The following is a 21,025-nucleotide window of genomic DNA, read 5'->3' on the forward strand; positions in this document are numbered from 1 at the left end:
CGTGCTGGAACTGATCGTTTCCGTGGGCTCAGATCTGGCGGCGGGCTCAGATCTGGCGGCGGGCGAGGCGGGCGAACAGGCCGTCGGAGTCCTCGAGCAGCTCCTGATATCGGCCCTGCTGGACGATGCGCCCGCGATCGAGCACCACGATCTTGTCGGCGTCCGTGATCGTGGACAGCCGGTGGGCGATGACGATGCGGGTGGCGTTGAGCTGGCGGGTGCTCTCCGTGACGATCTTCTGGGTGGGGTTGTCCAATGCGCTGGTCGCCTCGTCGAACAGCACGATGCGGGGATGCGAGACGAGGGCACGGGCGATCATGATGCGCTGCCGCTGACCGCCCGACAGCGTGTTGGTGCCCTCCGACAGCACCGTGTGCATGCCCATCGGCATGTTCGCGATGTCGTCGGCGATGCCCGCCATGGCGGCCGCGTCCCAGGCGTCGTCGATCGTGTGGTCGGTGCTGCCGATGATGTTGGCCTTGATGTCGCCGGCGAGCAGCGAGCTGTTCTGCAGGACCACCCCGCACTGGCGGCGCACCGCGCCGATGTCGAGCTCGCCCAGGTCCTGGCCGTCGTACAGCACCGTTCCCGAGCTCGGCGACTCGAAGCCGAGCAGCAGCCGCAGGATCGTCGACTTGCCGCTGCCGGTCGGGCCGACGATCGCGACGAACTCGCCGGGCTCGACCGACAGGTCCACCCCGTCCAGGACGAGCGGGCCGTCCTCGCCATAGCGGAACGACACCCGCGACAGCTCGATCCGGCCCGACAGCTCGCCCGGGTCGGCCTTGCCCGCGTGCTCCTCCGGCTCGGCCGCCAGGATCGGCCGCAGCCGCTCCAGCATGGGCACCACGCTCATCGCGGTGATCGCCGCGCCGGTGAACTGCAGCACCGAGGCCAGCAGCAGGTTGAACGCGGCGAAGAACGCCAGGAACGCGGAGACGGACACGTCCCCGAGCATCGGCCCGGCCACCACGGCGAAGACGATGACCGAGGCGACCAGTGGGAAGCCGGCGTTGAAGGTCGTGACGAGGTTCTGCACCCGGCGTGCGGACACGCCGATGCTGCGCGCCTTGAGGAACTCCGCCGCCCAGACCCCGAAGCCCCGCTCCTCGGCCGCCGCCACCCGCAGCTTCGGCACGGCCGTCAGAAGCTGGAAGACCCGCGACGACAGCCGCTGCTCCTGGGTGTAGAGCCGGCGTTGCAGCCGCACCTCGAAGTAGCCCGCGACCGCGCACACGAGCACCCCTACCAGCACGAGCGTCGTCGCGATCAGCGCGAGCCGTACGTCGTAGAAGTAGACGAGCACCAGGTTGGCCAGGCCGGCGAACAGGCCGAGGGCCGCCGTCGTCATAACACCGGACAGCGTCTCCTGCACCACGCTGACGCCGAGGACCGTGGTGCCCAGCTCGGCCGTGGAGTAGTCGGTGAAGAACGTCGCGGGCAGCGACAGCAGCCGCATCCAGGCGCCCGCCTGCAGTCGGGCCGACGATCTGCCCTCGATGCGCAGCGCGGCGAAGTTCTGCACCACGGACAGCGCGGCCGCCACGAGCGAGCCCGCGATCACCAGCAGCGCGCCCTGCACGATCATCTCGCGCTCGGCCCTGGCCACGTACGTGCCGAGCACGAGGCCGGTCATGGCCGGCACCAGCAGGCCGATGCAGGCCACCAGCGTCCCGAGGCTGAGCAGGGTCCACAGGTCCTTGCGGTTCTTGGCCAGGCCGAAGCGCAGCAGCCCGCCCACCCCGGTGACGGCCGGCGGCAGCGGCTCGTACAGCACGTCCGCGTGCCGGGTCAGCGTGCCGGCGACCGCCGCGGTGACCGGGGTGACGCGCTCCTCCCCCGGCGCGGCCATGACATAGCGCGACCCGATGGGCAGCAGCGCCACCGGCTCACCGTCGGAGGAGCGGTAGCCCACCATCGGCCCGATGTCCCGCCGCCACCAGCGATCCTCCAGCCTGATCCGGCGGGTGCGTACGCCCGAGGCGAGCGCGATGGCCTGCAGCGGGTCGATCCGGCCGCCGTGCGCCGTTCCCGGCGGGGGCGCGACCACCGAGAACCCGGCGTGCGAGGCCACCAGGCGCGCGGCGGCCAGCATGGGCGGGTCCCCGGCCACATCGGTGAGGCGCACCCGCGCCTCGGTGTCGCGCACCAGCGTGTCGAACCCGCGGGCGGTGGCGCGCAGCACGTCGCCGCCCCGTTCGGCCCGGCTCGTCAGCGCCCTCAGCTCGGTCGAGTTCCGGCGCTCGATCCGCCGGTCGATCATGTAGAGGAAGCGGGTGGTGTATTCGACCCACCGGTGCCACAGCTCGCCCGCGCCCAGCAGGTCGAGGGTCGAGCGGGCGCGCAGCCGGGCCGGGCCGAGCGCCACCAGCCAGTCCCGCTCGGTGACGCACACCTCGGCGCCCGCGCTGAGCTGACCGGCGACGCCGTCCGGCATCTCGACCACGCCGTCCTCGACGGTGATCCACCGCAGTCCGTCGACCGACCGTACGGCCTCGCCCTCGCGGACGACGGTCGGCTCGTCCGGTGACAGGGGGACGAAGTCACGCGGGGGCAGCGTGTCGCGCATCGACGCGGCGAGCGCCACCACGCCGGCCTCCAGGCCCTGGACGAACTCGCGCACCGCCATGCCGTACTCGCGGGTGGGCAGGGCGCGGACCGCCTTGCCCGACGCGGACGGGCCGTCGACGCGCCGGGCCGACAGGCCCTCAAGCCGGGCCAGCGGCAGGCTCGACACGCGGGCGCCGAGCACCGGCCGCCCGACGATGCTGTGCCTGGGGCCGCGCGGCGAGCCGAGCACCAGCGCGCCCTGCCGCACCCGGCACAGGTAGTTCCACCTGCCGACCGGCCTGCCGTTCTCCAGGCGTACGGCGAACAGGTCGACCGCGCCGCGCTCGACCAGCAGCACCTCGCGCAGGTCGGCCAGCACGAGCAGCCGGTCGGCCGAGTAGTCGATGGGTGTGGCCGCGTCGGTGAAGAACGCCGAGAACGTCGAGGACGGCGTCGCGGTCGAGACGCTCATCGGTCCATCCCCTCACCGCCCGGCCGGGCGTTCTCGATCAGGCGGGCGTAGTGGCCGCCCAGGCGCATGAGGTCGTCGTGCGTGCCGCGTTCCACCACCTCGCCCTGGTGCAGCACGAGAATCTCGTCGGCGTCGCGTACGGTCGACAGCCGGTGGGCGATGATCAGGCAGGCGCATCCCCGGCGGCGCAGGTTGTCGGCGATGACCCGTTCGGTCTCCGGGTCGAGGGCGCTGGTCGCCTCGTCGAGCACGAGCAGGGTCGGCTGCCCGGCCAGCGCCCTGGCCAGCTCAAGCCGCTGGCGCTGCCCGCCGCTGAAGTTGCGCCCGCCCTCGCGCACCCGGCTGTTGAGGCCGCCGGGGCGGGCGGAGATGACGTCGAAGATGGCCGCGTCGTGCAGCGCGGCGGTGACGACCTCGTCGGAGATGTCGTCGCTCCACAGCGTGAGGTTGTCGCGCACCGTGCCCTCGAACAGCGAGATGTCCTGGTCCACGTACGCGACCGAGGCCGCCAGCTCGGTCCTGGAGATCTCCTCGCGGTCGCGCCCGTCGAGCAGCACCCGGCCCGACGCCGGCCGGTAGAGCCCCGCCACGAGGCGGCCGATGGTCGATTTCCCGCTTCCCGAGCCCCCGACGATCGCCACCCGCCGGCCCGGCACCACCGAGAACGACACGTTCTTGATGACCGGCTTGGCCAGCGGGTTGTAGCCGAACGTCACGTCCTCGAAGGTGATCGACCCGTCGAGCCGGCTTCCGGACGGCCGGTCCGGGCGGTCGAAGACGGGCGAGCGGGGGTGGCGTTCCACGTCGTACAGCCGGGTGATGTCGGCCGAGATGTCCTGCAGCCGCCCGCCGAGGTTGGTGAGCTGGGTGACCGGCCGCGAGAGCGCGCCGAGCAGGCTCTGGAAGGCCACCAGCAGGCCGACGCTGACCGCGCCGTCCACCACCCGCAGGCCGCCGACGAGCAGGATGAGCCCGCTGTTGACCCCGGCGAGCAGCGGGGGCACGACCGTGATGACCGCGCTGGGCACGCCCAGCCGCTGCCGGGCGGTCACGGCCTTGGCCAGGAAGCCCGCCCACCGCTGGAACGCGCTGGGCTCGGCGCCGGTGGCCTTGACGGTCTCCACGAGCTGCAGCGTGTTGAAGGTGGCCGACGTGAGGTTGCCGAGATCGGCCCGCAGCGCGGCCACGGCGTCGGTCCTCGCCCTGGACACCTGCCGCAGCACGAGGATGTTGAGCAGCGCCATGCCCACACCGATGAGGCCGAGCAGCACGTCGTAGCGGATCAGGACGACCGCGTAGAAGAGCACCAGCACGAGGTTGACGACGGTGACCGCCAGGTCCCTGGACAGGATCTCGGCGACCATGTCGTTGGCCGACACCCGCCTGGCGACCTCGGCGGGCCTGCGTTGCAGGAAGAACTCCACCGGCAGGCGCAGCAGATGCCGGAAGAAACGGGCGGAGCTGACCAGCCCCATCCGTATTTCCATCCGCAGCAGGTAGTGCCGCTGCACCGAGGTCAGCACGAACATCGCCAGGGCGGTCACCGACATCGCCACCAGCAGCGGCAGGATGAAACCGGGATCGCGGCCGGTGAGGATGTGGTCGATGAACACCCGGCTGAACGCCGGCGCGATGATCCCGGGCACGACCAGCAGCAGGCTGGCCAGCAGCACCAGCGGCAGCGCCCGGCCGGAGGGCATGCGGCGCGACAGCAGCGCCTCGGCCACCCGGGTGGGCCGGCCGCCGGGCCGGAACCCGGGCCCGGGCTCGAAGGTCAGCACGATGCCGGTGAAGCCCGAGTCGAACTCGTCCCAGTCGACCAGGCGCGGGCCGCTCGCGGGGTCGTTGACCGCCACCACCGGCCTGCCGAAACGGGTGCGGATGCCCTCGACGACCATGAAGTGCTGGAACGCCCAGAAGATGATCGCCGGTTTGACGACGTCGCGCAGGTCCTCCAGCTCCATCTGGAAGCCCTTGGCGTTCAGGCCGTACTTGCGGGCGGCGGCGATCACGCTGGACGCCTTCGCGCCGTCCCGGGACACCGCGCACGCGGCCCGCAGCTCCTCAAGGGGCACGAACCTGCCGTAATGGCCGAGGACCATGGCGAGGGCGGCGGCCCCGCACTCGACGGCCTCCATCTGGATCACGGTCGGCGTGCTCACGCGCCCCCGTCTGCGGGGTTCGCGCCGGCGCGGGGCGTCGGGCGGCGGGGCGTCGGCGCGAGAGGCCGTGACCTGGCTCATCCGTCTCCTTCTCAACGTCCGAGGAGCAGGTTGAAAGGCGTCTGGCTGCCGAGCGTGACGGTGCCCGTCACCGTGACCTGCGACCGCAGCTCCATCGGGGGACCGGTCTCGGTCGTCCAGGAGTATCCGGAGATCGTGCGGGGGTCGGGCAGGAGATCGACGACCACCAGGCGGGGCGGCTCCGCGGTGAGATAGCCGCGAGCCGCGAGGTCGCCGCCGACCAGGGCGGCGACGCCCTCCGCCATCAGCGGATAGGGGCTGATCGAGGTCACCCTGCCGCGCAGCAGCCCGAACACGCCGGGCGGGGCGTCGGAGACCGCGAGGTCCACCGTACGGCCGGGGGCGATGCCGAGCGCGTGGTCGCCCGGCACGAACAGCATCGCGACCAGGCGGTCGCGGGGGGCGTCGGTCCGCTCCATCGCGAGCAGCCCGTCGCCCTCGCGGACCATCGCGCCCTCGCTCGCCGAGGTGGTCACGACCTCGCCGGAGAACGGGCTGCTCACGGTGCGCACGGTGCCGTCGGCCCGCAGGACCTCCGCCACCGCCTGCCCGCGCACCACCCGCAGGCCGGGGCTCACCATCATCGTCCGCACGGTCCCGGTGTACGGGCTCTGCAACTGGGCGGTGCCCGCCGGATGGGTCAGCAGCCCCTTGGCGGTGACGGTGACCGGCAGCCTGCCGACGAACGACCACACCCCCGCGGCGACGACCACGATGAGCACGACGAACGTGGCGATCCAGCCGCGCGGGGAGGCGAGCAGGGTCGGGGAGTCGAGCTCGTCGGGCTCCCGCATCCGCTGCAGTGCCTTCAACCGGAACTTCATGACGGCACCTCCGGGGACCATCCCGGCGGCGTCCCCGCCACACCGCCCTTCCTGCTGCCGAGCAGCAGCTCGCCCACGCTGCCCTCCGCGTGGGGGTCGAGCCCGCTGGCCGCGGCGAACTCCGCCGCGTCACCGCCGCCGAGCCCGCAGACCGCCAGGCCCATGGCCGTGGCCACCAGGTAGAAGGTCTGGTAGAGCACGCCCACGTGCTTGAGGATCAGCGAGTAGGCGATGGTCTCGTACTTCCACATCACCCGCCCGAAGCGGGCCGTCACGATCAGCAGGACCTGCGGGTCCTCGGTCATCATGGCCGCCGACCTGGCCCGGTCGAGCAGCGTACGGGTCGCCGGGCCGGGATCGGCCACCCGTTCCAGCGCGTGCGCGTGGGCGGCGTAGTGCCACAGGCCGGGCTCCAGGCCCTCGCAGGAGACGACGAGGGGATAGACCTCCAGCTCGTGGACCGCGCCGCCGGACGGGTAGGGCCGGTCGGCCAGCTCCTGGCCGTCCTCCCCGGTGAAGGTGCGCCGCTGGCGCATCGTGCGGTAGAGCAGCTCGCCCAGGCGGTCGAGGGTGATCGGGGCGGCGGCGTCGTGCTCGCGGATCGAGCGGCGGGCCTCCAGCACGTCGGTCAGGCTCGCCTCGGTCTTCGCTATCGCGTCCAGGTCCGGCGGCTCCAGGGCGATCCGGGGGCCGGCGAAGGCGGGCGGCGCCACCGGCAGCGGATCCTGCACGCCCCGGAGCGGATAGGTGCCGCCGTAGCGCCCGGTCGTACGCGGCTCCCGGGTGCGGGTGTGCAGCCACAGGTCGGCCGGCGACCACTGGGCGAGCGGGGCGGCGCCGCGCTCGGGGTCCTCCCCCTCCGGCGTCGGCCGCACCAGCAGCCCGGCGTCGGCGAACAGACCGAGCACCGCCGCCGTCGTCTCGGCCGGCAGCCCGGGGCAGGCGAGACCGGCCGGGGTCGTCCAGTCCGCGAGCAGGCCGAGCAGCGGCGCGGCGGCCGGGGCTAGCTCGACCCCGAGGGGGCTGCGGGGCACGCGCACCACGAGCCTGCCGTCCTCCGGCACCGCGATGGCGAACCTCGACAGGCGGACCCGGGCGTCGGCTGCGAGCGGCGCGGCCGGGCGCAGCGGGCCGCCGCCGAAGGGGCGCAGCACGGCCACCGGCTCGGCCCCGGCTGTCGCCATCTCTCCGCCGGACGGCACCGTTTCTCCGCCGGACGGCACCGTTTCTCCGCCGGACGGCACCACGGCCTCTCCGCCGGACGGCACCAACAGGACGGCCCGCTCCAGCAGCGCGCCGGCCGACAGCTTGCGCAGCAGCAGGTGCCAGCGCAGCAGCCCGCCCTCGCCGTCGTGCTCGGTGACGGTCCTGGCCAGCTCGTCCTCGCTCGTGCCGCCGCGGGCCAGCGCGCGCAGCGCGGCGACCGCGCCGGGCGGCAGGCCCCGCAGCGTGGCGGGGCCGAACGGCGTGGCCAGGGTGACCACCCCCGGCGTCTCCTCCGGTTCGGACAGGCCGGCGTCGCGGCGCAGCCGCACCTGAACGGTGTGCATTGCTCCCCCTATCGGGTCAGAAGAAGACGCTGGTGGGGTTGAGCTCCTCCTCCAGAGCCGGTTCCGTCCGCCAGCCGAGGGCCACCGGCACGTCGTACAGGCGGCCCGGGCCGAGCCGTCGCCAGAAGTGCCGCATGCCGGGGACCAGCACCCGGGCGACGTTGAGCTCCAGATCCGGCCGCGTCTGGTCGAGGACGATCACCTCAAGGCCGCAGGCGGCGGCCCTGGCGACGCAGGTCTCGACGTCGGCCGCGAGGTCTGCCCCCTCGGGCAGCCGATAGTCCGCGAGCGTGCGGGCCCGCTGCGCGGGGTCGGGCAGCAGCCAGGGGTCGCTGTCGAGCGTGGTCTCCTTCCACCAGCGGAGCGTCGCGATGTCGTCGTCGTGATAGATCGTCTCGCCGTTCTCGTCCCTGCGGCGTACGGACGGGAGGAACTGGTTGACCTCGGTAAGCGTGCGCAGCGCGGCGATCCGGGGATCGAGGTGGGCGCCGAACCCCACGATGATGTCCTGCACCGGGTGGTCGAGCCGATGGGAGACACCGGCGAAGGCCGGGACGCCGAGGTCGCTGGTCAGGTCGAGCAGCCACAGGCTCCGGCCCATGTCGGCGTAGAACTCGCGCAGCGTGTCAACGTACGGGTCGTTGAGCGAGTCGAGGTCGAAGGCGGGCCGCCGGACCCGGTTGTACCACCACAGCGCGACCGCGTCCCGCTCCACGACCTCGCAGAACCCCTGGAGGATCGCCTCCTCCAGCGTGTTGCCCGAGGCGCTGCCGTTGGAGTCGCCGACGCAGTAGAAGTGGCGTTCGAGGTCGGGATGGCCATACCAGGCGTAGCCGGCGGGGACCAGCCGCTCCTCGTCGGCGGTCAGCGACCAGGCCCGCGACCAGTCGAGCGGCAGGTCCGTACGGAACCTCTCGGGCACCAGGTGCAGCCGGTGGGACGGGTCACTGTTCCAGGCGTCCCTGTCGCCGTACTGCTTGTCGGAGAACAGCAGCAGGTCGGCCGGGTGCACCGCGAGACCCTCGTCGAGGTCGGCGTAGGCCGCCTTGATCACCGGCTCCTCGCCGCGCCACACGCCCGAGTAACGCTCGATCGCCTCGCACACGGCGCTGACCTTGGCCTGGATCTCGGTGCGGCCCTTGCCGCCGCTCTGCCCGCGCAGGTTGCGGCGCAGCAGGTCCATGTTGTCGCCCAGCATGGCGAAGTTGTGACCGGCGGTGAAGCTGTAGGTCACGCCGTTGTCCTCGTCGGCCCACGGCCGCAGCCGGGTGACCGCGCCCAGGTAGGGGCTGATGTGCCGCTCCAGCCGGGCGTACGTCGCCGAGGGCTGCTCGACCCGGTAGCCGCCGTCGGTCGCGTGGCGGGCGGTCCGCGCGGCCAGCGCCACCTTCGGCTCGCGGTCGCGGATCAGCGAGGGGTCGCCGCACGACGGGCACTGCGGCAGCCGGACGAGCTGGTGCTCGGCGCTGGTGAGCGTGCGCAGGTCGAGCGTGATCATCTTGCCCTGGAGGGTCGAGGGCCTGCCGGTGGCCGCCGTACGGGCGAGCTCGGCCGCGAGCAGCCCGCCCACCGCCGCCGCACCGCCCGGCAGGGCCTCGCGGACCGGATGCGTCGGCCGCCCGTCGCCCCGCTTGCCCGCGAGATAGCGCTCGACCTGCCGGTTGCCCTCGATCCGCTGGGACATGCAGGCCCAGCAGCCCGTCTCCCCCGGCTGGAACAGCGGCCCCAGCCAGGCCACGGTGCCGGCCGGCCTCACCAGCACCCAGGGCCGCCCGGCCGCCAGGCACTCGGCGTTGAGCTCCGCCAGGCCCGGGTCGAGGTAGTCGTGGACCACCGCCACGACCGGGCCGTCGCCGTCCGGGGCGGTGCGCAGCCCGTGCTCGTGCAGAAGCGCCTCGATCGGGCGGGGGTCGACGCCCTCGCCCGCGAACAGCCGGAAGGACGTCCGCTCCAGGGCCGCGACGACGGCCGCGGGGTCGATGCCCTGCGCGTCCCAGAAGGCGAGCACCGGATCGGCCAGGGGCGGCCTGCCCTCGGTCAGATGGCCGGCGGCCTCATAACGCCGTACGGCGAGCACCGCCTGGGCCGGGGACAGCTCACCGGCGAGGGCCTGGACGATGTCCATCACCGTGTGCCGGCCGTCGAGATAGGGGAGGACGCGGCCCGAGCCCGCGCCGCGTACGAGATAGTGCTGGCCTTCCGCCAATAGGAAGACTTTCGCGTCGTCGAGGACTTCGGTGGTGAAGTGCGCCTTGAGCCGTGGCCGTTCCATGCCCTCCGCCATTCACTCCGCGATTAGCCGATGAGCGGAGAATTCCATTGACTTGTGGAAAAAGTAAAGACGTATTTGTCGGTTCACGGACGCATACGTACAACCGGCGCGCACAAAGCGCGATCCGGACCTGTGCGTACGATGATGCGTATCGCCGGCGGCACGGCGGAATACGTATGCGCACCACCCCTCAGGGCCGCGCCCGCCGACCTGCCGCTATGATTCGGCCGCCCGGATTGCCTACGCCATAGGGGTTTTGGCACAGTGGGGCGGAAATCCCCATCCGATTGACCGGAAATCCTGACGCCATGTCACTTAAGCGGTCAGTATCATTATGTTTACTAGTCGCGATTTCAAGTATTGACAACCCTCTGGCCCTGTCCGGCATGATCCCTATGTCGAGAAAAATCAGTACATGGTCCGGGGGTAGGGATGGCCTCAGGGCGACCGGTACTACTGCACCGAGACAAGGAGCTAGGGGTCGTCGACGAGGTGCTGGCCGGGCTTCACGAAGGAAGACCGGCCGTACTGGTCATTCAGGGCACGCGAGGGATCGGGAAGACCCGGCTGCTGCACGCGGCACTGGCGCGCAGGCCGGGCGGCGTCGTGCTGAGCGCCCGCGGCCACACCGACGAGCGCTCCTTCGCGTTCGGCATCGTCCGGCAGCTGTTCGACCCGATGATGAGCGGCTCGGGACGGGCCGAGCCCGGCGCCCCCGCCGCCGTCCTCGACGGCGGTGCGCGCGCGCCGGCGCTGACGGCGGTGCCGTACGACGGGAGCGCGCCCGCCGTGCCCGCCACGCTGCTCGACGACCTCTACCGGGCCACCCGCTCGCTGACCGCGGGACAGCCGCTGATCATCGCGGTCGACGACCTCAACCACGCCGACCCGCAGTCGGCGCAGTGGTGCTCCTACATCGCCAGGCGGCTCGACGGCCTGCCCATCGCGATGATCCTGACCTGCGACGTGGAGGACCGCACCGGCGGCGACGCGGTACGCGACATCCTGGCGTTGCCGTACGCGCGCTCGCTGCGGCCCTCGGCGCTGTGCCGCAGATGCGCCGCCACGCTCCTGGAGTCGGCGCTCAGCGCCCCGGTGGACGACGAGATCGTCGCCGCCTGTCACCGCCTGACCAAGGGAAACCCGCTGCTCCTGCTGGAGACGGCCGGACGGCTGGCCGCCGCCGACGTCCTGCCCCAGCGGTCCGAGCTGCCCCGGGTGATGCGGATCGGCGCGACGGCCCTGTCGGAGACCGTCCTGGAATGGCTCAGCGGCCGATATCCGTCCCTGCTCGCCCTGCTGCAGAGCCTGGCCATCATCGCGCCGTACGCCGGGCTTGAGACGGCGGCGATGCTGGCCGGCTACGGCGCGGTCGCGGCCGAGGAGGCGGGCCACGCGCTCGCGGGGGCGGGCCTGCTCGAGGGCAGCCCGCCGCAACGGTTCACGCACGACCTCGTCCAGTCGACGATCCTCGCCCGCATGGACCCCCGGACGCGCGACGAGATGCACCGGCGGGCCGCCTCGCTGCTGCACCGCCTCGGCTCGCCCCCCAAACGGTCGGCCCGGCACCTGCTGTCGGCCAGCCCCACCGGCGACCCGTGGGCCGTGTCGGTGCTGCGCGAGGCGGCGCGGGAGGCGGTCTCCGAGAACGCCTGGGAGGACGCGACCCGCTATCTCCACCGCGCGCTCGCCACGGCCAAGGACCACACCGTCCTCCAGGTGACGGCCGAGCTGGGCGCCGTCGAGGTGCACCTCGACATCCCCGCCTGCCTGCGGCACCTGCGCACCGTGACCGCGCTCGCCGGCGACGCCGGTGAGCGGGCGGACTCCCTGGCGCCCTTCGCCACCGCCCTGCTCACGCTCAACTCCTCCGAGGCCGCCGCCGCCTTCTGCGACATCGCCCGGGGCTTCGACGAGGACCCGCCCGGCGGGCTCCCCGACCGCGAGGTGCTGCTGCGGCTCAGCGCGCAGGCGCTGCTGACCGGCCAGTCGTACGGCTCGCGCGCGGCGATGCGGCAGCTCAACGCCGAGCCCGGCGCCGCCACCAGTGCGGGAGCGCAGGACTACCTCGCCTCCGCCGCGCTGTCCGGCGCGGCCAGGGGCAGGAACCGCGGCCGCACGCTGGCCCTGGCCCGGCGCTGCCTCGACGGTGGCGGCTCGATCCCGCCGACGCTGGTCATGGCGCTGGTGTGGGCGGGCCGCGTGGACGAGGCGGCGTACTGGTCGGAACAGGTGGCCGCCGAGGCGCGAGCGCGCGCCTCGATGACCGGGCAGGCCCTCGCCGTCACACTGCAGTCGGACATCGCCTACCGCAGAGGCGAGCTGCGCGCGTCACTGGCGCACGCCCGCGAGGCCGTCCACTTCGCCCGCGGCTCGCACGCCTCCGGGCTGCACGTCGCCGCCGTGTCGTGCATGGCCCGTGTGCACCTCGAACGCGACGAACTCGACGTCGCCCACGCGCTGTTCGACGAGGTCACCACGCGCGAACCGGTGCACCCCCTGCTGCAGGCGGCCCTCCTTGAGACCCAGGGCCGCGTGGCGATCGCCAGGGGCGACGTACGCGAGGGACTGCCGGCCCTGCTGGAGGCCGGGCGGCAGCTCCTGTCGGCGGGGGTGGTCAACCCGGCGTGCGCGGGCTGGCGCGGCCAGGCTGCCCTCGCCTACCTGCGGATCGGCCAGCGCGGGCCGGCCCACCGCCTGGCCGAGGAGGAGCTCGAACTCGCCCGGGCCTGGGGCGCTCCCGACTGCGTCGGCCGCGCGCTGAGCACCGCGAGCACGACCACCGAGGGCACCCGCCGCCTCGACCTGCTCAGCGAGGCGCTGTCGGTGCTCGACGGGCCCGGCGGCATCGAACGCATCCGGGCGATGGTGCGCCTGGGCATCGCCCTCCGGGCCGCCGGGGAGACACGCCGCGCCCACGACACCCTCAGCGAGGCGTACGACCTGGCCGACGGCTGCGGCGCCGTACGGCTCGCCGCGCTCGCCGAGCGCAACCTCGCCACGATCGGCAGCCGGGCCCGCGGCGCGCAGTCCGACGGCCCGTCACCCCTGACCGCCGGGGAGATGCGGGTCACCGACCTGGTCCTGCGCGGCATGAGCAACCTCCAGGTCGCGAACGAGCTGTCCATCAGCAAGCGGACCGTGGACACTCATCTCGCCCGCATCTACCGCAAGCTCGGCATCCACACCCGCGCCGAGCTCGCGGAGGTCGTCAGACGGCTCCGCGAACACCCGGCCGAGCCTCGCCCCGCCCCTGGTCACGGCCACGTCCACGGCCCCGACCAGGAGGAATGGCCCGACCAGGACGCTTAGGCCACGGGTCTCGGATAGGACGCCTGGCGGACGTGTCCACAAGCCTTGAGTACGTCGGTCACCGCACCAGAAGGCCTCGGTGATGCCTGGCGGACAGGTCGGCGGACCTTGAGCAAGTCGGTCACTGCGCCGCAAGGAAACTCCGGTCCTCGCGAAACCCGCTTCGCTGGGCCTTCGCTGCGCTCCTCGTTCCCTTCCGCTCCGCTCCCTCCACCCCCAGTGAACATTGGCGGACAACGCACCAAGACCCTGCCGGCACCGATCGCCCGGCCAGGAGGCGTAGGGCCCGGGCTGCGGCGGTGAACCACCTGGGCTATGACCGGGCTTCGTAGGCCTCGACGAGGGTCTTCGGCGCGGTCAGGCACCATGCCTCGGTCACCAGCTCGAACAGCTCGTCAGCGTCGATCTTGGCCAGATGGACCACGACCCAGCCGAAACGCCCGGCGGTGAACTGCGGCTCGAACACCTCGGGCCGCTCGGCCACTAGCGCGATCTGCTCCTCGATCGTCGCCTTGAGGCCCACCGTCTCGGTGCGCTCCCACAGGTAGCCGAAGCCCTTGCCGCGCACCTTGAACGACACCCAGTCGCCGCCCTCACCCTGGCTGACCTCGGGCAACCGGCCCAGCATGGAGAGGAACTCCTCGACGCTCACACCCATGCGCCCAGTCGTACCAGAGCCCACCGACATTTAGCCTCGCGGCAGCGATCCTTCACCCGAGGGTCGCTTGACGCGCCGTCGGCTCCGTAATAGAACACGTTTCAGAAACAGTGCGGGCAAGCGCGCGACCGGGACGACCGTCTCTATTACCACGGGCAGCCAAAACCCGATTAGGTGAGGCCATGGAAATCAACCTCGTCGACATGGACCGCTACGCGCGCAGCGGGGTGCCGCACGACCAGCTCCGCTGGCTGAGGGACAACGCGCCCGTCTACCGGCACGAGGGAGAAGGCGACTGGCCCGGATTCTGGGCGGTCACCAAGCACGCGGACGTCGTCCACGTCTCCCGTCACTCCGACCTCTTCTCCTCCGCGCGGAAACTGGCCCTGTTCGACGAGATGCCCGAGGAGCAGCGCCAGTTCCAGCGGCTGATGATGCTCAACCAGGACCCGCCCGACCACACCCGGCGCCGCTCGCTGGTCAACCGCGGCTTCACCCCGCGCCAGATCGGGCGGCTGGAGGAGCACATCAGGGACATCTGCCACGCCCTGGTGGACGAGGTGCAGGGCAAGCCCGAGGTCGACTTCGTGCGGGACATCGCCGCGCCGCTCCCGCTGTACGTGATCTGCGAGCTGCTCGGCGCGCCGGTCGAGGACCGGGACAAGATCTTCGAGTGGTCCAACCGCATGATCGGCAGCGACGATCCCGACTACGCCGGCAGCCCCGAGGAGGGGCAGGCCGCCGCCTTCGAGGTCTACTCGTACGCCCACACGCTGGCCGCGGCGCGCAGGCAGGAGCCGCGCGACGACATCGTCACCAGGCTCCTGCAGCCCGACGAGAACGGGCAGACGCTGACCGAGGACGAGTTCGACCTGTTCGTCCTGCTGCTCATCGTGGCGGGCAACGAGACCACGCGGAACGCGGCGTCCGGAGGCATGCTGACCCTCTTCGAGCACCCGGACCAGTGGAAGCGCCTGGTGGACGACCCTTCTCTCGCGAGGACGGCCGCCGACGAGATCGTCCGGTGGGTGTCCCCGGTCAACCTGTTCCGGCGTACGGCCACGGCGGACACCGAGATCCGCGGCCGGAAGATCGCCGAGGGCGACAAGGTGGTGGTCTTCTACGCGTCGGCCAACCGGGACGAGGAGGTCTTCGAGCGGCCCGAGGAGTTCGACATCGGCCGCGACCCCAACCCGCAGATCGGCTTCGGCGGCGGCGGGGCGCACTTCTGCCTCGGCAACCACCTGGCCAAGCTGGAGCTTCGGGTGCTGTTCGAGGTGCTGGCCGAGCGCCTGCCCGGAATCCGGCAGACCGGCGAGGCCACCCGGCTGAGGTCCTACTTCATCAACGGCATCAAGACGCTGCCCGTCGCCCTCGGCTGACCGGCAGCGTCGGCAGCGGAGTCAGGGGCAGGCGCGGCCGGGCCTGCGCCGTGCCCCGCCCGCCGGTGGTGCGGGACGAGTGCCCGCCGCGTCTGTCGGCGGGTGACTCCACAAGGCCGCCAGCCCGTGAATCCGCGGGACCGCCCGCCAATGAGTCGGCAGGACCGCTGGCGGGTGTAGCCGCGGGGCGGGGCTCCGGCTCCGCCGTCGGGTAGCGCGACAGCAGCGGGGACTCCCCGAGCGCCAGGGCGACGCCGCCGAGCGCGCCAGCGACGTCGCCGAGCGCCGCCCGGCGCAGGGTCAGCCGATGGCGCGAGATCGGCACCGCCCCCGCGTCCAGGGCCTTCCGCACGGGCTCCAGGAGCGGGGCGCCGAGCTCGGCCAGCTCGCCACCGATGACGATCACCCTGGGCCCGATCGCGTTGGACAGCGTGGCGAGCACCCGCCCGATCTGGCCGCCCACCTCGGACAGCAGACCGAGGGCGATCGGGTCGCGCGCCTCCACGGCGGTCCTCAGCGCGGGCAGGTCGTCGCCCCGGCCGCCCCTGGCGCGGTACGCGTCGAGCACCGCCCTGATCGAGGCCACGGTCTCCAGGCATCCCGTTCCGCCGCACTCGCAGGGCCTCCCTGCCGGGTCCACCGGAACGTGCCCGATCTCCCCCGACACTCCGTCGGCCCCGCGGTGCAGCACTCCTCCGGCCACCACGCCGCCGCCGACGCCGTACGACAGCCGCAGATAGAGCGCGTCCTGGTCACCGGCCGCCGCGCCCCACGTCGATTCGGCGAGCGCCGCGAGCCTGGTGTTGTTGTCCAGCAGCACCGGCCCGCCGAAGCGCTCCCCGAGCAGGGCCGCGACGCCGGACAGGGCGCCGTCCCGCGCTCCGTCCCCGGCCAGGGGGCCCACGACGCCCACGCCGACGCCCTTGAGCGCCATGCGCCACAACCCGCCGCCGAGCAGCCCGCGGACGAGGCGCTCGGCGAGCGCCACCCGGTCGGGCCACGGCAGGCCGGGCGCGTGCGCCTCCCCCGCCGTGCCCACGATCTCGTACGTCACGCCGACGGCGGCAACGTGCACCGCGCGGCGGGAGAAGTCGATGCCGAGGGCCTGTCCGGCCGCGGGGTTGAGTGCCAGCCGCTCGGCGGGACGGCCCCGGCCGCGCGGCGCCTCGTCCGGCGTCGCGGTGACCACCGCGCCCGCGGCCAGCAGCCCGCTGAGCGTGTCGTGCAGGGTCGTCCGCGACAGGCCGCACCGCCGGCTGAGCTCGCCCCGGTTGAGCGGGCCGTACGCGCGCAGCAGGCCCAGCACGGCCTGCTCGTGCCCGCGTCGCGCCGGCGGCACGACCTCTGGCGTGATTTGCCGCATGCCAAAAGCATGCACAATTGGTAGGTTTTATGTCAATTTGAGGTCCGTGGCGGCTCGTGCTGGTCACGACGATCAGTACGGACGAGGCGCCGCGCGAGGCGGAGTGGCGGGCGGTCGCCCGGCACTGCCCGGCACGTGCCCGGTGACCACGACGTCCTGCGGTCCGCTCAACGGACCGGGGAATTGCGCTCGCGCATATGAGTAGGGGGATACTCAGGCGAGCCGGCCGCGATTCTTCGCACCATTTCTCGAGAAGCCCATCATTCGGGAAGCCCATCATTCGGGAAGCCCATCATTCGGGAAGCCCATCATTCGGGAAGCCCGTCCCCGTTCCTCTCGGACAACCTCGACTCGCTCCGGAGACGATGATGCCGGTACGCCTGATCGCGGCCCTCGCCCTGGCCGTCGCCGCGTTCTGGGCCACCCCGGCGCAGGCCGCGAAATGCCCGCTCCCGCCCAACGTGATCGGTCAGACGTACGAGCAGGCGTACGAGACGCTCCACAACCATTTCGGCTATGGGATCGTGACCGTGCCCGATCCCGTTCCTCCCGGGACGAGTTACGTGAGCGGCGCGGAGACGCTGTCGTGCATCGAGTTCAAAATCACGGGGGTCCGCGTTTACCTGGAAGGGCAGGTGCCCGACCTGACCGGGATGACGCTGACCACGGCCACCACCGAAGCGGAGAAGGCCGGGTTCGGCGTGACCACCGGGCAGCCGGAGGCCACCGGCGAGTGGAAGGTCGCCGAGCAGACTCCCGCACCCGGCGGGCGGCTCGCCTACGGGCAGGCCGTCAGCCTGCTCCTCGACGGCTCCACCGAGGTGCCGTACCTCATCGGCCGTACGGTCGAGGAGGCACGGCAGATGGCGGCGGACCGGGGGCTGACGCTCGGCGGAGCGGACGACGCGCGCGACGACCAGATCGTCGAGGACCAGAGCCCTCCAGGCGGAGGCGAGCTGACCATCGGCGATGCCATCTACGTCGTCCTGAGCGAAGCGTCCCTCGTGAGCCCAGCGGTGAGCCCGCCTGCGAGTCCGCCTGTGAGTCCACCGGCGAGCCCGGAGGACAGCCCCTCACCGAGTCCAGCGGAGTCGCCGCGGCCGGAGGAGTCGCCCGAGGAGAGCCCTGAGGCTGTGCCGACCGAGCTCTCCCGCAAGGAGACGGGCTCCGGCTTCGATGTGCCGCCGGGGCTCGCCCTCGTCGCGGTCGCCGCCGCACTCCTCGGCCTCGCCGGGTGGAAGGCCCGGGGCGGCCGGCGCGCGCCCGACCGGGACCAGGACCGCCGCCGGGCGGTGCGTCTCGTCTCCCGCGCCGACCCGTCCCCGAGCGTGCGGATCCACGAGAGCCGCGGCCCCCGCCCGGCCGTACGTCTTCACGTCGTCCCCGACCCGGGGCGGCAGGAGATCCGGGAAGGCCTGTCATGAACCTGACCATCAACCCGAATCCGGGCACGGCCGCCCTCGCGCTTTACGACAGCGCGCGCGGCGCGGTGGCGGCGGCGGCACGCGTCGTCCGCGACCCCCAGGTGATGAGCACGATCTGCCGCGACGCCCCGGCCCTCGCCGGGCAACTCGTCGCCCAGCTGCCCGAGGCCGGCGCCGGCCTGCTCCACGGGATCACCCTCGGGACGGTCCTGGCGGCCGGGTGGCAGAAATCCCGCGAGCTGCGGGCCGCCGCGGTGCGCAGTCACGAGGACGGCCGCCGGGGGAAGATCGAACCGGTCTCCCTGGCCACGCACTCGATCACCTCGGAGCACCGCCCGTACGTCGAGGTCTACGCCGACGAGCGCAAGGTGTTCACGATCACGTTCTCCGTCGACCTGACGTTCACGATCGGGCTGCTGAGCGCGGCGATCCGCGACGGGCGGCTGGTGACTCTCCGTCCCGGCGGGGACTGCGAGGTCGCGGTGAGCTGGGGAGTGGACGGATTCAAGATCGGCGAGAGCAAGGTGCCGATCCGCATCCCATCCGTCGCCGTTCCCCTCGGCGCCGGAATCCTGCTGGCCCGGCCACCCTCCTGAGCAGGCCGGCCCAGCGTGGCCGGACGAGCGTGCGGGAGATCTTGACACCGCCTGTCAGGCGGCTCACGATGCGCTGGAACCACCCTTCCCGCCCCATCTTCCCGCATCGCGGGTGTGCGTCCCGAAGGGGAATCCATGCGCTCTTCCCGCACGTCGTCCGCCGCGGCTCCTGGTCGCCCGGAGAGCCGCCGGTGAGCGCCGGCTCAGAGGTTGACGATGTCGACGCCGGCGATCTCCGAGGTGTGCGCGTCGCACTGCGCGGCCGACACGCCGCTGCCGTAGACGATCGATCCCCTGGCGTAGTAAAGGCTGCCGTTCCTGAAGCGCGAGCAGGTGAGCTGGAGCTGCCACCCCGACTGGGTGGGGTTCCAGCAGTCGGCGGCCACGCGCCCGATGGACAGGTTGTAGCTGAACTGGCAGTTGGCCGGGTTCACGGCGGCCTGGGCGGGTCCGGCGGTCACCGTGAGGACGCTCATCGCGCCGATGGCGACGGCGGCGGCACCGGCACGTGCGCGGAGGACACTGAACATGGTCACCTCTCCGTGTTCGATGTGATCCGAACGTATCCGCGCTCGTCCCCGGCGGAGTCTCAACCGGGTCTCAACCCCCTCGACCCCGCCCGGTGCGTCGTCAGGGCGCTGGACGAGGCGGACGGCGGGCCCGGGGCGGCGATCGTCAACGTGGTGGGCCCGCTCGGGGTCGGCAAGAGCCGGCTGCTCGCGACGCTGGCGTACGACTTCGTGGACCTCGACCGCACACCGGCAGGGGGGCGCGGGCCGCTCGCCATCGACGGGGTCGACACCGACCACCGGGCGGCCGCGGCGGCGCGTTTCGTCGACCGCACCGGGCACGGCCGGTTCGTGATCGCCGGTCGGCTGCCCCTGGCCACGCGGCCCGGATGGGCGCACCGGCCGCTCGTCACCGTCGAGCTCGGGCCGTGGCCGCCCGCCGGCATCCGCGCGCTGGCCGCCGCGCTCGGCGTGACCGGCCCGGCGCACGCCGGCCTCGTCGTACGGCTCAGCGGCGGGATCCCGCTCGTCACCGACTCGCTGTGCCGGGCGATCCGCAGGGACGCCGAACCGGAGCCGCCGGAGGGCGCGCTGGCCGACGCGGCCGCCACCGAGGTGCTGCGCCGCCTGGGCGCGGAGTCCCGGGGCATCCCTCCCGAGGCGCTGCCGATCGTGGCCGCCGTCGACGGGGCGGACGAGGATCTCCTCACCGCCCTGATCGGGCTGCGGCCCAAGGCCTTCACGCGGCTGAGACGGCTGAGCGTGATCCGCCCTGATCGTCACGGGCTGACCGTCGCCGAGCCCTACCGCACGCTCTTCGATCTCGCCTATCGCTGGCGTCATCCGGTCCGCCGCGACGAGCTGGCCGCCCGGGCCGCTGAGCATCGGCACCGCCAGCTGGCCCGCACCGCCGATCCGCCGCTGCGGGCCCGGCTCGCCGACCAGGTCCTCTATCTGTCGGGGAGCCGGCGCGCGCGCCGCGACCTGTACGCCGACGAGCGCGCCGAGTTCTCCGTCCGGCGCGCCGTGGACGGCGACGACGAGGCGATCGGCCGCCTGATGCGGTTGTGGGGCGAGCACGAGGGGCTGGCGGAACGCCAGGTCGAGCGGATGCGCGAGCTGTGGCTCTCCGGCGCCGACCACGGTTTCCATCTCGCGGTGGACACCGACGATCACCCGGTGGGCATGGTCAACCTCACGCCGCTGGATCCCGTCGGCGCACCGGCGCTGGAGCCGCTGCTCCAGCAGCACGCGGACACGCTGCTGGACCTCGGAGGATCGGTCGTCGGCATGATGGCGGTCGAGCCGCGGGCCGCCCGGGCCCAGGCCGCGCTCGTCCGCCACATCCTCACCACGGGAATCGCCGGCGGGCGGCTCGTCGTGTCCACGCCGTGGGTCCCCTACCAGGAGATGTCGGCGCGCTTCGGCCTGCGCCGCGTGGGCGACACCCGGCACGACCTCTACCGGTGCGGCCGGCCGAGCGCCCTCTACTCCCGCACGTTCACCGGACGCAACCTGCCCGCGTGGCTGCACCGGATGCGGGACCCGTACGCCGAGGGACCGGGCCGGGCGGCCGAACTCGTCCGCACCGCGCTGCGGGACCTACGCAGGCGGGGCCGGACGGCCGCCTCAGGCCCGCAGGCGCCGGCCGTCCTCCTGCGGGAGGCCGTGGAGGCGCTCGCGTCGTCGGCGTCCGCCGTGGACGCCGAGGCCGGGGAGATCCTGCGCCTCTACTACCTGAGCCGCGCCGGAGGCCACGACCTGCTCGCGCACCGCCTCCACCTGTCCAGGGCCACCTATTTCCGCCGTCTGGAATACGGCATCGGCAAGGTCGCGGAGGCGGTCGGACGGGCGCTCGATCCGCCGTAGG

Annotated in this window: 13 protein-coding genes; 5 read left to right on the top strand and 8 right to left on the bottom strand. The window is 72.7% G+C overall.

Annotation, left to right across the window (positions count from 1 at the left end):
- Positions 1 to 46: 46 nt before the first annotated feature.
- The 5 genes from HCK04_RS07630 to HCK04_RS07650 all read right to left on the bottom strand — a co-directional run bounded on the left by HCK04_RS07630 (position 47) and on the right by HCK04_RS07650 (position 9,911).
- Positions 47 to 3,022 carry an NHLP bacteriocin export ABC transporter permease/ATPase subunit gene (locus tag HCK04_RS07630; RefSeq protein WP_142646260.1) on the bottom strand — a complete coding sequence of 992 codons (2,976 nt, stop codon included), beginning with the start codon at positions 3,020 to 3,022 and terminating at the stop codon, positions 47 to 49.
- Positions 3,019 to 5,184, bottom strand: coding sequence for an NHLP family bacteriocin export ABC transporter peptidase/permease/ATPase subunit (locus HCK04_RS07635; protein WP_205829951.1), 2,166 nt, complete (start codon positions 5,182 to 5,184; stop codon positions 3,019 to 3,021). The genes HCK04_RS07630 and HCK04_RS07635 overlap by 4 nt, the downstream gene beginning before the upstream one ends.
- A gap of 92 nt (positions 5,185 to 5,276) precedes the next feature.
- The gene (locus HCK04_RS07640) at positions 5,277 to 6,089 is read right to left on the bottom strand and encodes an HlyD family efflux transporter periplasmic adaptor subunit (RefSeq protein ID WP_168065718.1); all 813 of its coding nucleotides are present in this window, start codon (positions 6,087 to 6,089) and stop codon (positions 5,277 to 5,279) included.
- The gene (locus HCK04_RS07645) at positions 6,086 to 7,639 is read right to left on the bottom strand and encodes a SagB family peptide dehydrogenase (RefSeq protein WP_142646265.1); all 1,554 of its coding nucleotides are present in this window, start codon (positions 7,637 to 7,639) and stop codon (positions 6,086 to 6,088) included. The genes HCK04_RS07640 and HCK04_RS07645 overlap by 4 nt, the downstream gene beginning before the upstream one ends.
- Before the next feature lie 16 nt (positions 7,640 to 7,655).
- A complete protein-coding gene (locus HCK04_RS07650; RefSeq protein WP_168065720.1) occupies positions 7,656 to 9,911 on the bottom strand; it encodes a TOMM precursor leader peptide-binding protein in 2,256 nt (751 codons plus the stop codon).
- A 432-nt stretch (positions 9,912 to 10,343) separates the two neighbouring features.
- On the opposite strand from HCK04_RS07650, the gene HCK04_RS07655 reads away from it, so the two are divergent.
- Positions 10,344 to 13,223, top strand: a complete 2,880-nt coding sequence (locus HCK04_RS07655; RefSeq protein WP_142646269.1) for an AAA family ATPase — start codon at positions 10,344 to 10,346, stop codon at positions 13,221 to 13,223.
- Between the two features lie 313 nt (positions 13,224 to 13,536).
- Here the strand turns inward: HCK04_RS07655 and HCK04_RS07660 are convergent, their stop codons facing one another.
- A complete protein-coding gene (locus HCK04_RS07660) occupies positions 13,537 to 13,881 on the bottom strand; it encodes an MmcQ/YjbR family DNA-binding protein (protein ID WP_142646270.1) in 345 nt (114 codons plus the stop codon).
- Positions 13,882 to 14,063: 182 nt separating this feature from the next.
- Here HCK04_RS07660 and HCK04_RS07665 point away from each other — a divergent pair, with 182 nt between their 5' ends.
- Positions 14,064 to 15,263: a cytochrome P450 gene (locus HCK04_RS07665; RefSeq protein ID WP_142646272.1), complete on the top strand. Its 1,200-nt coding sequence runs from the start codon at positions 14,064 to 14,066 to the stop codon at positions 15,261 to 15,263.
- Here HCK04_RS07665 and HCK04_RS07670 read toward each other — a convergent pair.
- Positions 15,235 to 16,626 (bottom strand): ROK family protein, encoded by a 1,392-nt coding sequence (locus HCK04_RS07670; RefSeq protein WP_142646274.1) that lies wholly within the window; start codon positions 16,624 to 16,626, stop codon positions 15,235 to 15,237. The genes HCK04_RS07665 and HCK04_RS07670 overlap by 29 nt on opposite strands.
- A 365-nt stretch (positions 16,627 to 16,991) precedes the next feature.
- Here HCK04_RS07670 and HCK04_RS07675 point away from each other — a divergent pair, with 365 nt between their 5' ends.
- Together HCK04_RS07675 and HCK04_RS07680 are read left to right on the top strand one after the other, a co-directional pair.
- Positions 16,992 to 18,050, top strand: coding sequence for a PASTA domain-containing protein (locus HCK04_RS07675; protein ID WP_168065722.1), 1,059 nt, complete (start codon positions 16,992 to 16,994; stop codon positions 18,048 to 18,050).
- Positions 18,047 to 18,646, top strand: a complete 600-nt coding sequence (locus HCK04_RS07680) for a hypothetical protein (RefSeq protein ID WP_142646278.1) — start codon at positions 18,047 to 18,049, stop codon at positions 18,644 to 18,646. The genes HCK04_RS07675 and HCK04_RS07680 overlap by 4 nt, the downstream gene beginning before the upstream one ends.
- Positions 18,647 to 18,849: 203 nt before the next feature.
- Here the strand turns inward: HCK04_RS07680 and HCK04_RS07685 are convergent, their stop codons facing one another.
- A complete protein-coding gene (locus HCK04_RS07685; RefSeq protein WP_142646280.1) occupies positions 18,850 to 19,176 on the bottom strand; it encodes a hypothetical protein in 327 nt (108 codons plus the stop codon).
- A gap of 21 nt (positions 19,177 to 19,197) precedes the next feature.
- Here HCK04_RS07685 and HCK04_RS07690 point away from each other — a divergent pair, with 21 nt between their 5' ends.
- A complete protein-coding gene (locus tag HCK04_RS07690; RefSeq protein ID WP_142646282.1) occupies positions 19,198 to 21,024 on the top strand; it encodes a hypothetical protein in 1,827 nt (608 codons plus the stop codon).
- Position 21,025: the final 1 nt, after the last annotated feature.

This window comes from Microbispora sp. CL1-1 (assembly GCF_012034195.1).
GTDB lineage: Bacteria > Actinomycetota > Actinomycetes > Streptosporangiales > Streptosporangiaceae > Microbispora.

Bases quoted from the DNA above. Each gene is read 5' to 3' on its own strand.
- HCK04_RS07630 (WP_142646260.1), bottom strand. From the start codon at position 3,022: ATGAGCGTCTCGACCGCGACGCCGTCCTCGACGTTCTCGGCGTTCTTC.
- HCK04_RS07640 (WP_168065718.1), bottom strand. From the start codon at position 6,089: ATGAAGTTCCGGTTGAAGGCACTGCAGCGGATGCGGGAGCCCGACGAG.
- HCK04_RS07645 (WP_142646265.1), bottom strand. From the start codon at position 7,639: ATGCACACCGTTCAGGTGCGGCTGCGCCGCGACGCCGGCCTGTCCGAA.
- HCK04_RS07650 (WP_168065720.1), bottom strand. From the start codon at position 9,911: ATGGAACGGCCACGGCTCAAGGCGCACTTCACCACCGAAGTCCTCGAC.
- HCK04_RS07655 (WP_142646269.1), top strand. From the start codon at position 10,344: ATGGCCTCAGGGCGACCGGTACTACTGCACCGAGACAAGGAGCTAGGG.
- HCK04_RS07660 (WP_142646270.1), bottom strand. From the start codon at position 13,881: ATGGGTGTGAGCGTCGAGGAGTTCCTCTCCATGCTGGGCCGGTTGCCC.
- HCK04_RS07665 (WP_142646272.1), top strand. From the start codon at position 14,064: ATGGAAATCAACCTCGTCGACATGGACCGCTACGCGCGCAGCGGGGTG.
- HCK04_RS07670 (WP_142646274.1), bottom strand. From the start codon at position 16,626: ATGCGGCAAATCACGCCAGAGGTCGTGCCGCCGGCGCGACGCGGGCAC.
- HCK04_RS07675 (WP_168065722.1), top strand. From the start codon at position 16,992: ATGATGCCGGTACGCCTGATCGCGGCCCTCGCCCTGGCCGTCGCCGCG.
- HCK04_RS07680 (WP_142646278.1), top strand. From the start codon at position 18,047: ATGAACCTGACCATCAACCCGAATCCGGGCACGGCCGCCCTCGCGCTT.
- HCK04_RS07685 (WP_142646280.1), bottom strand. From the start codon at position 19,176: ATGTTCAGTGTCCTCCGCGCACGTGCCGGTGCCGCCGCCGTCGCCATC.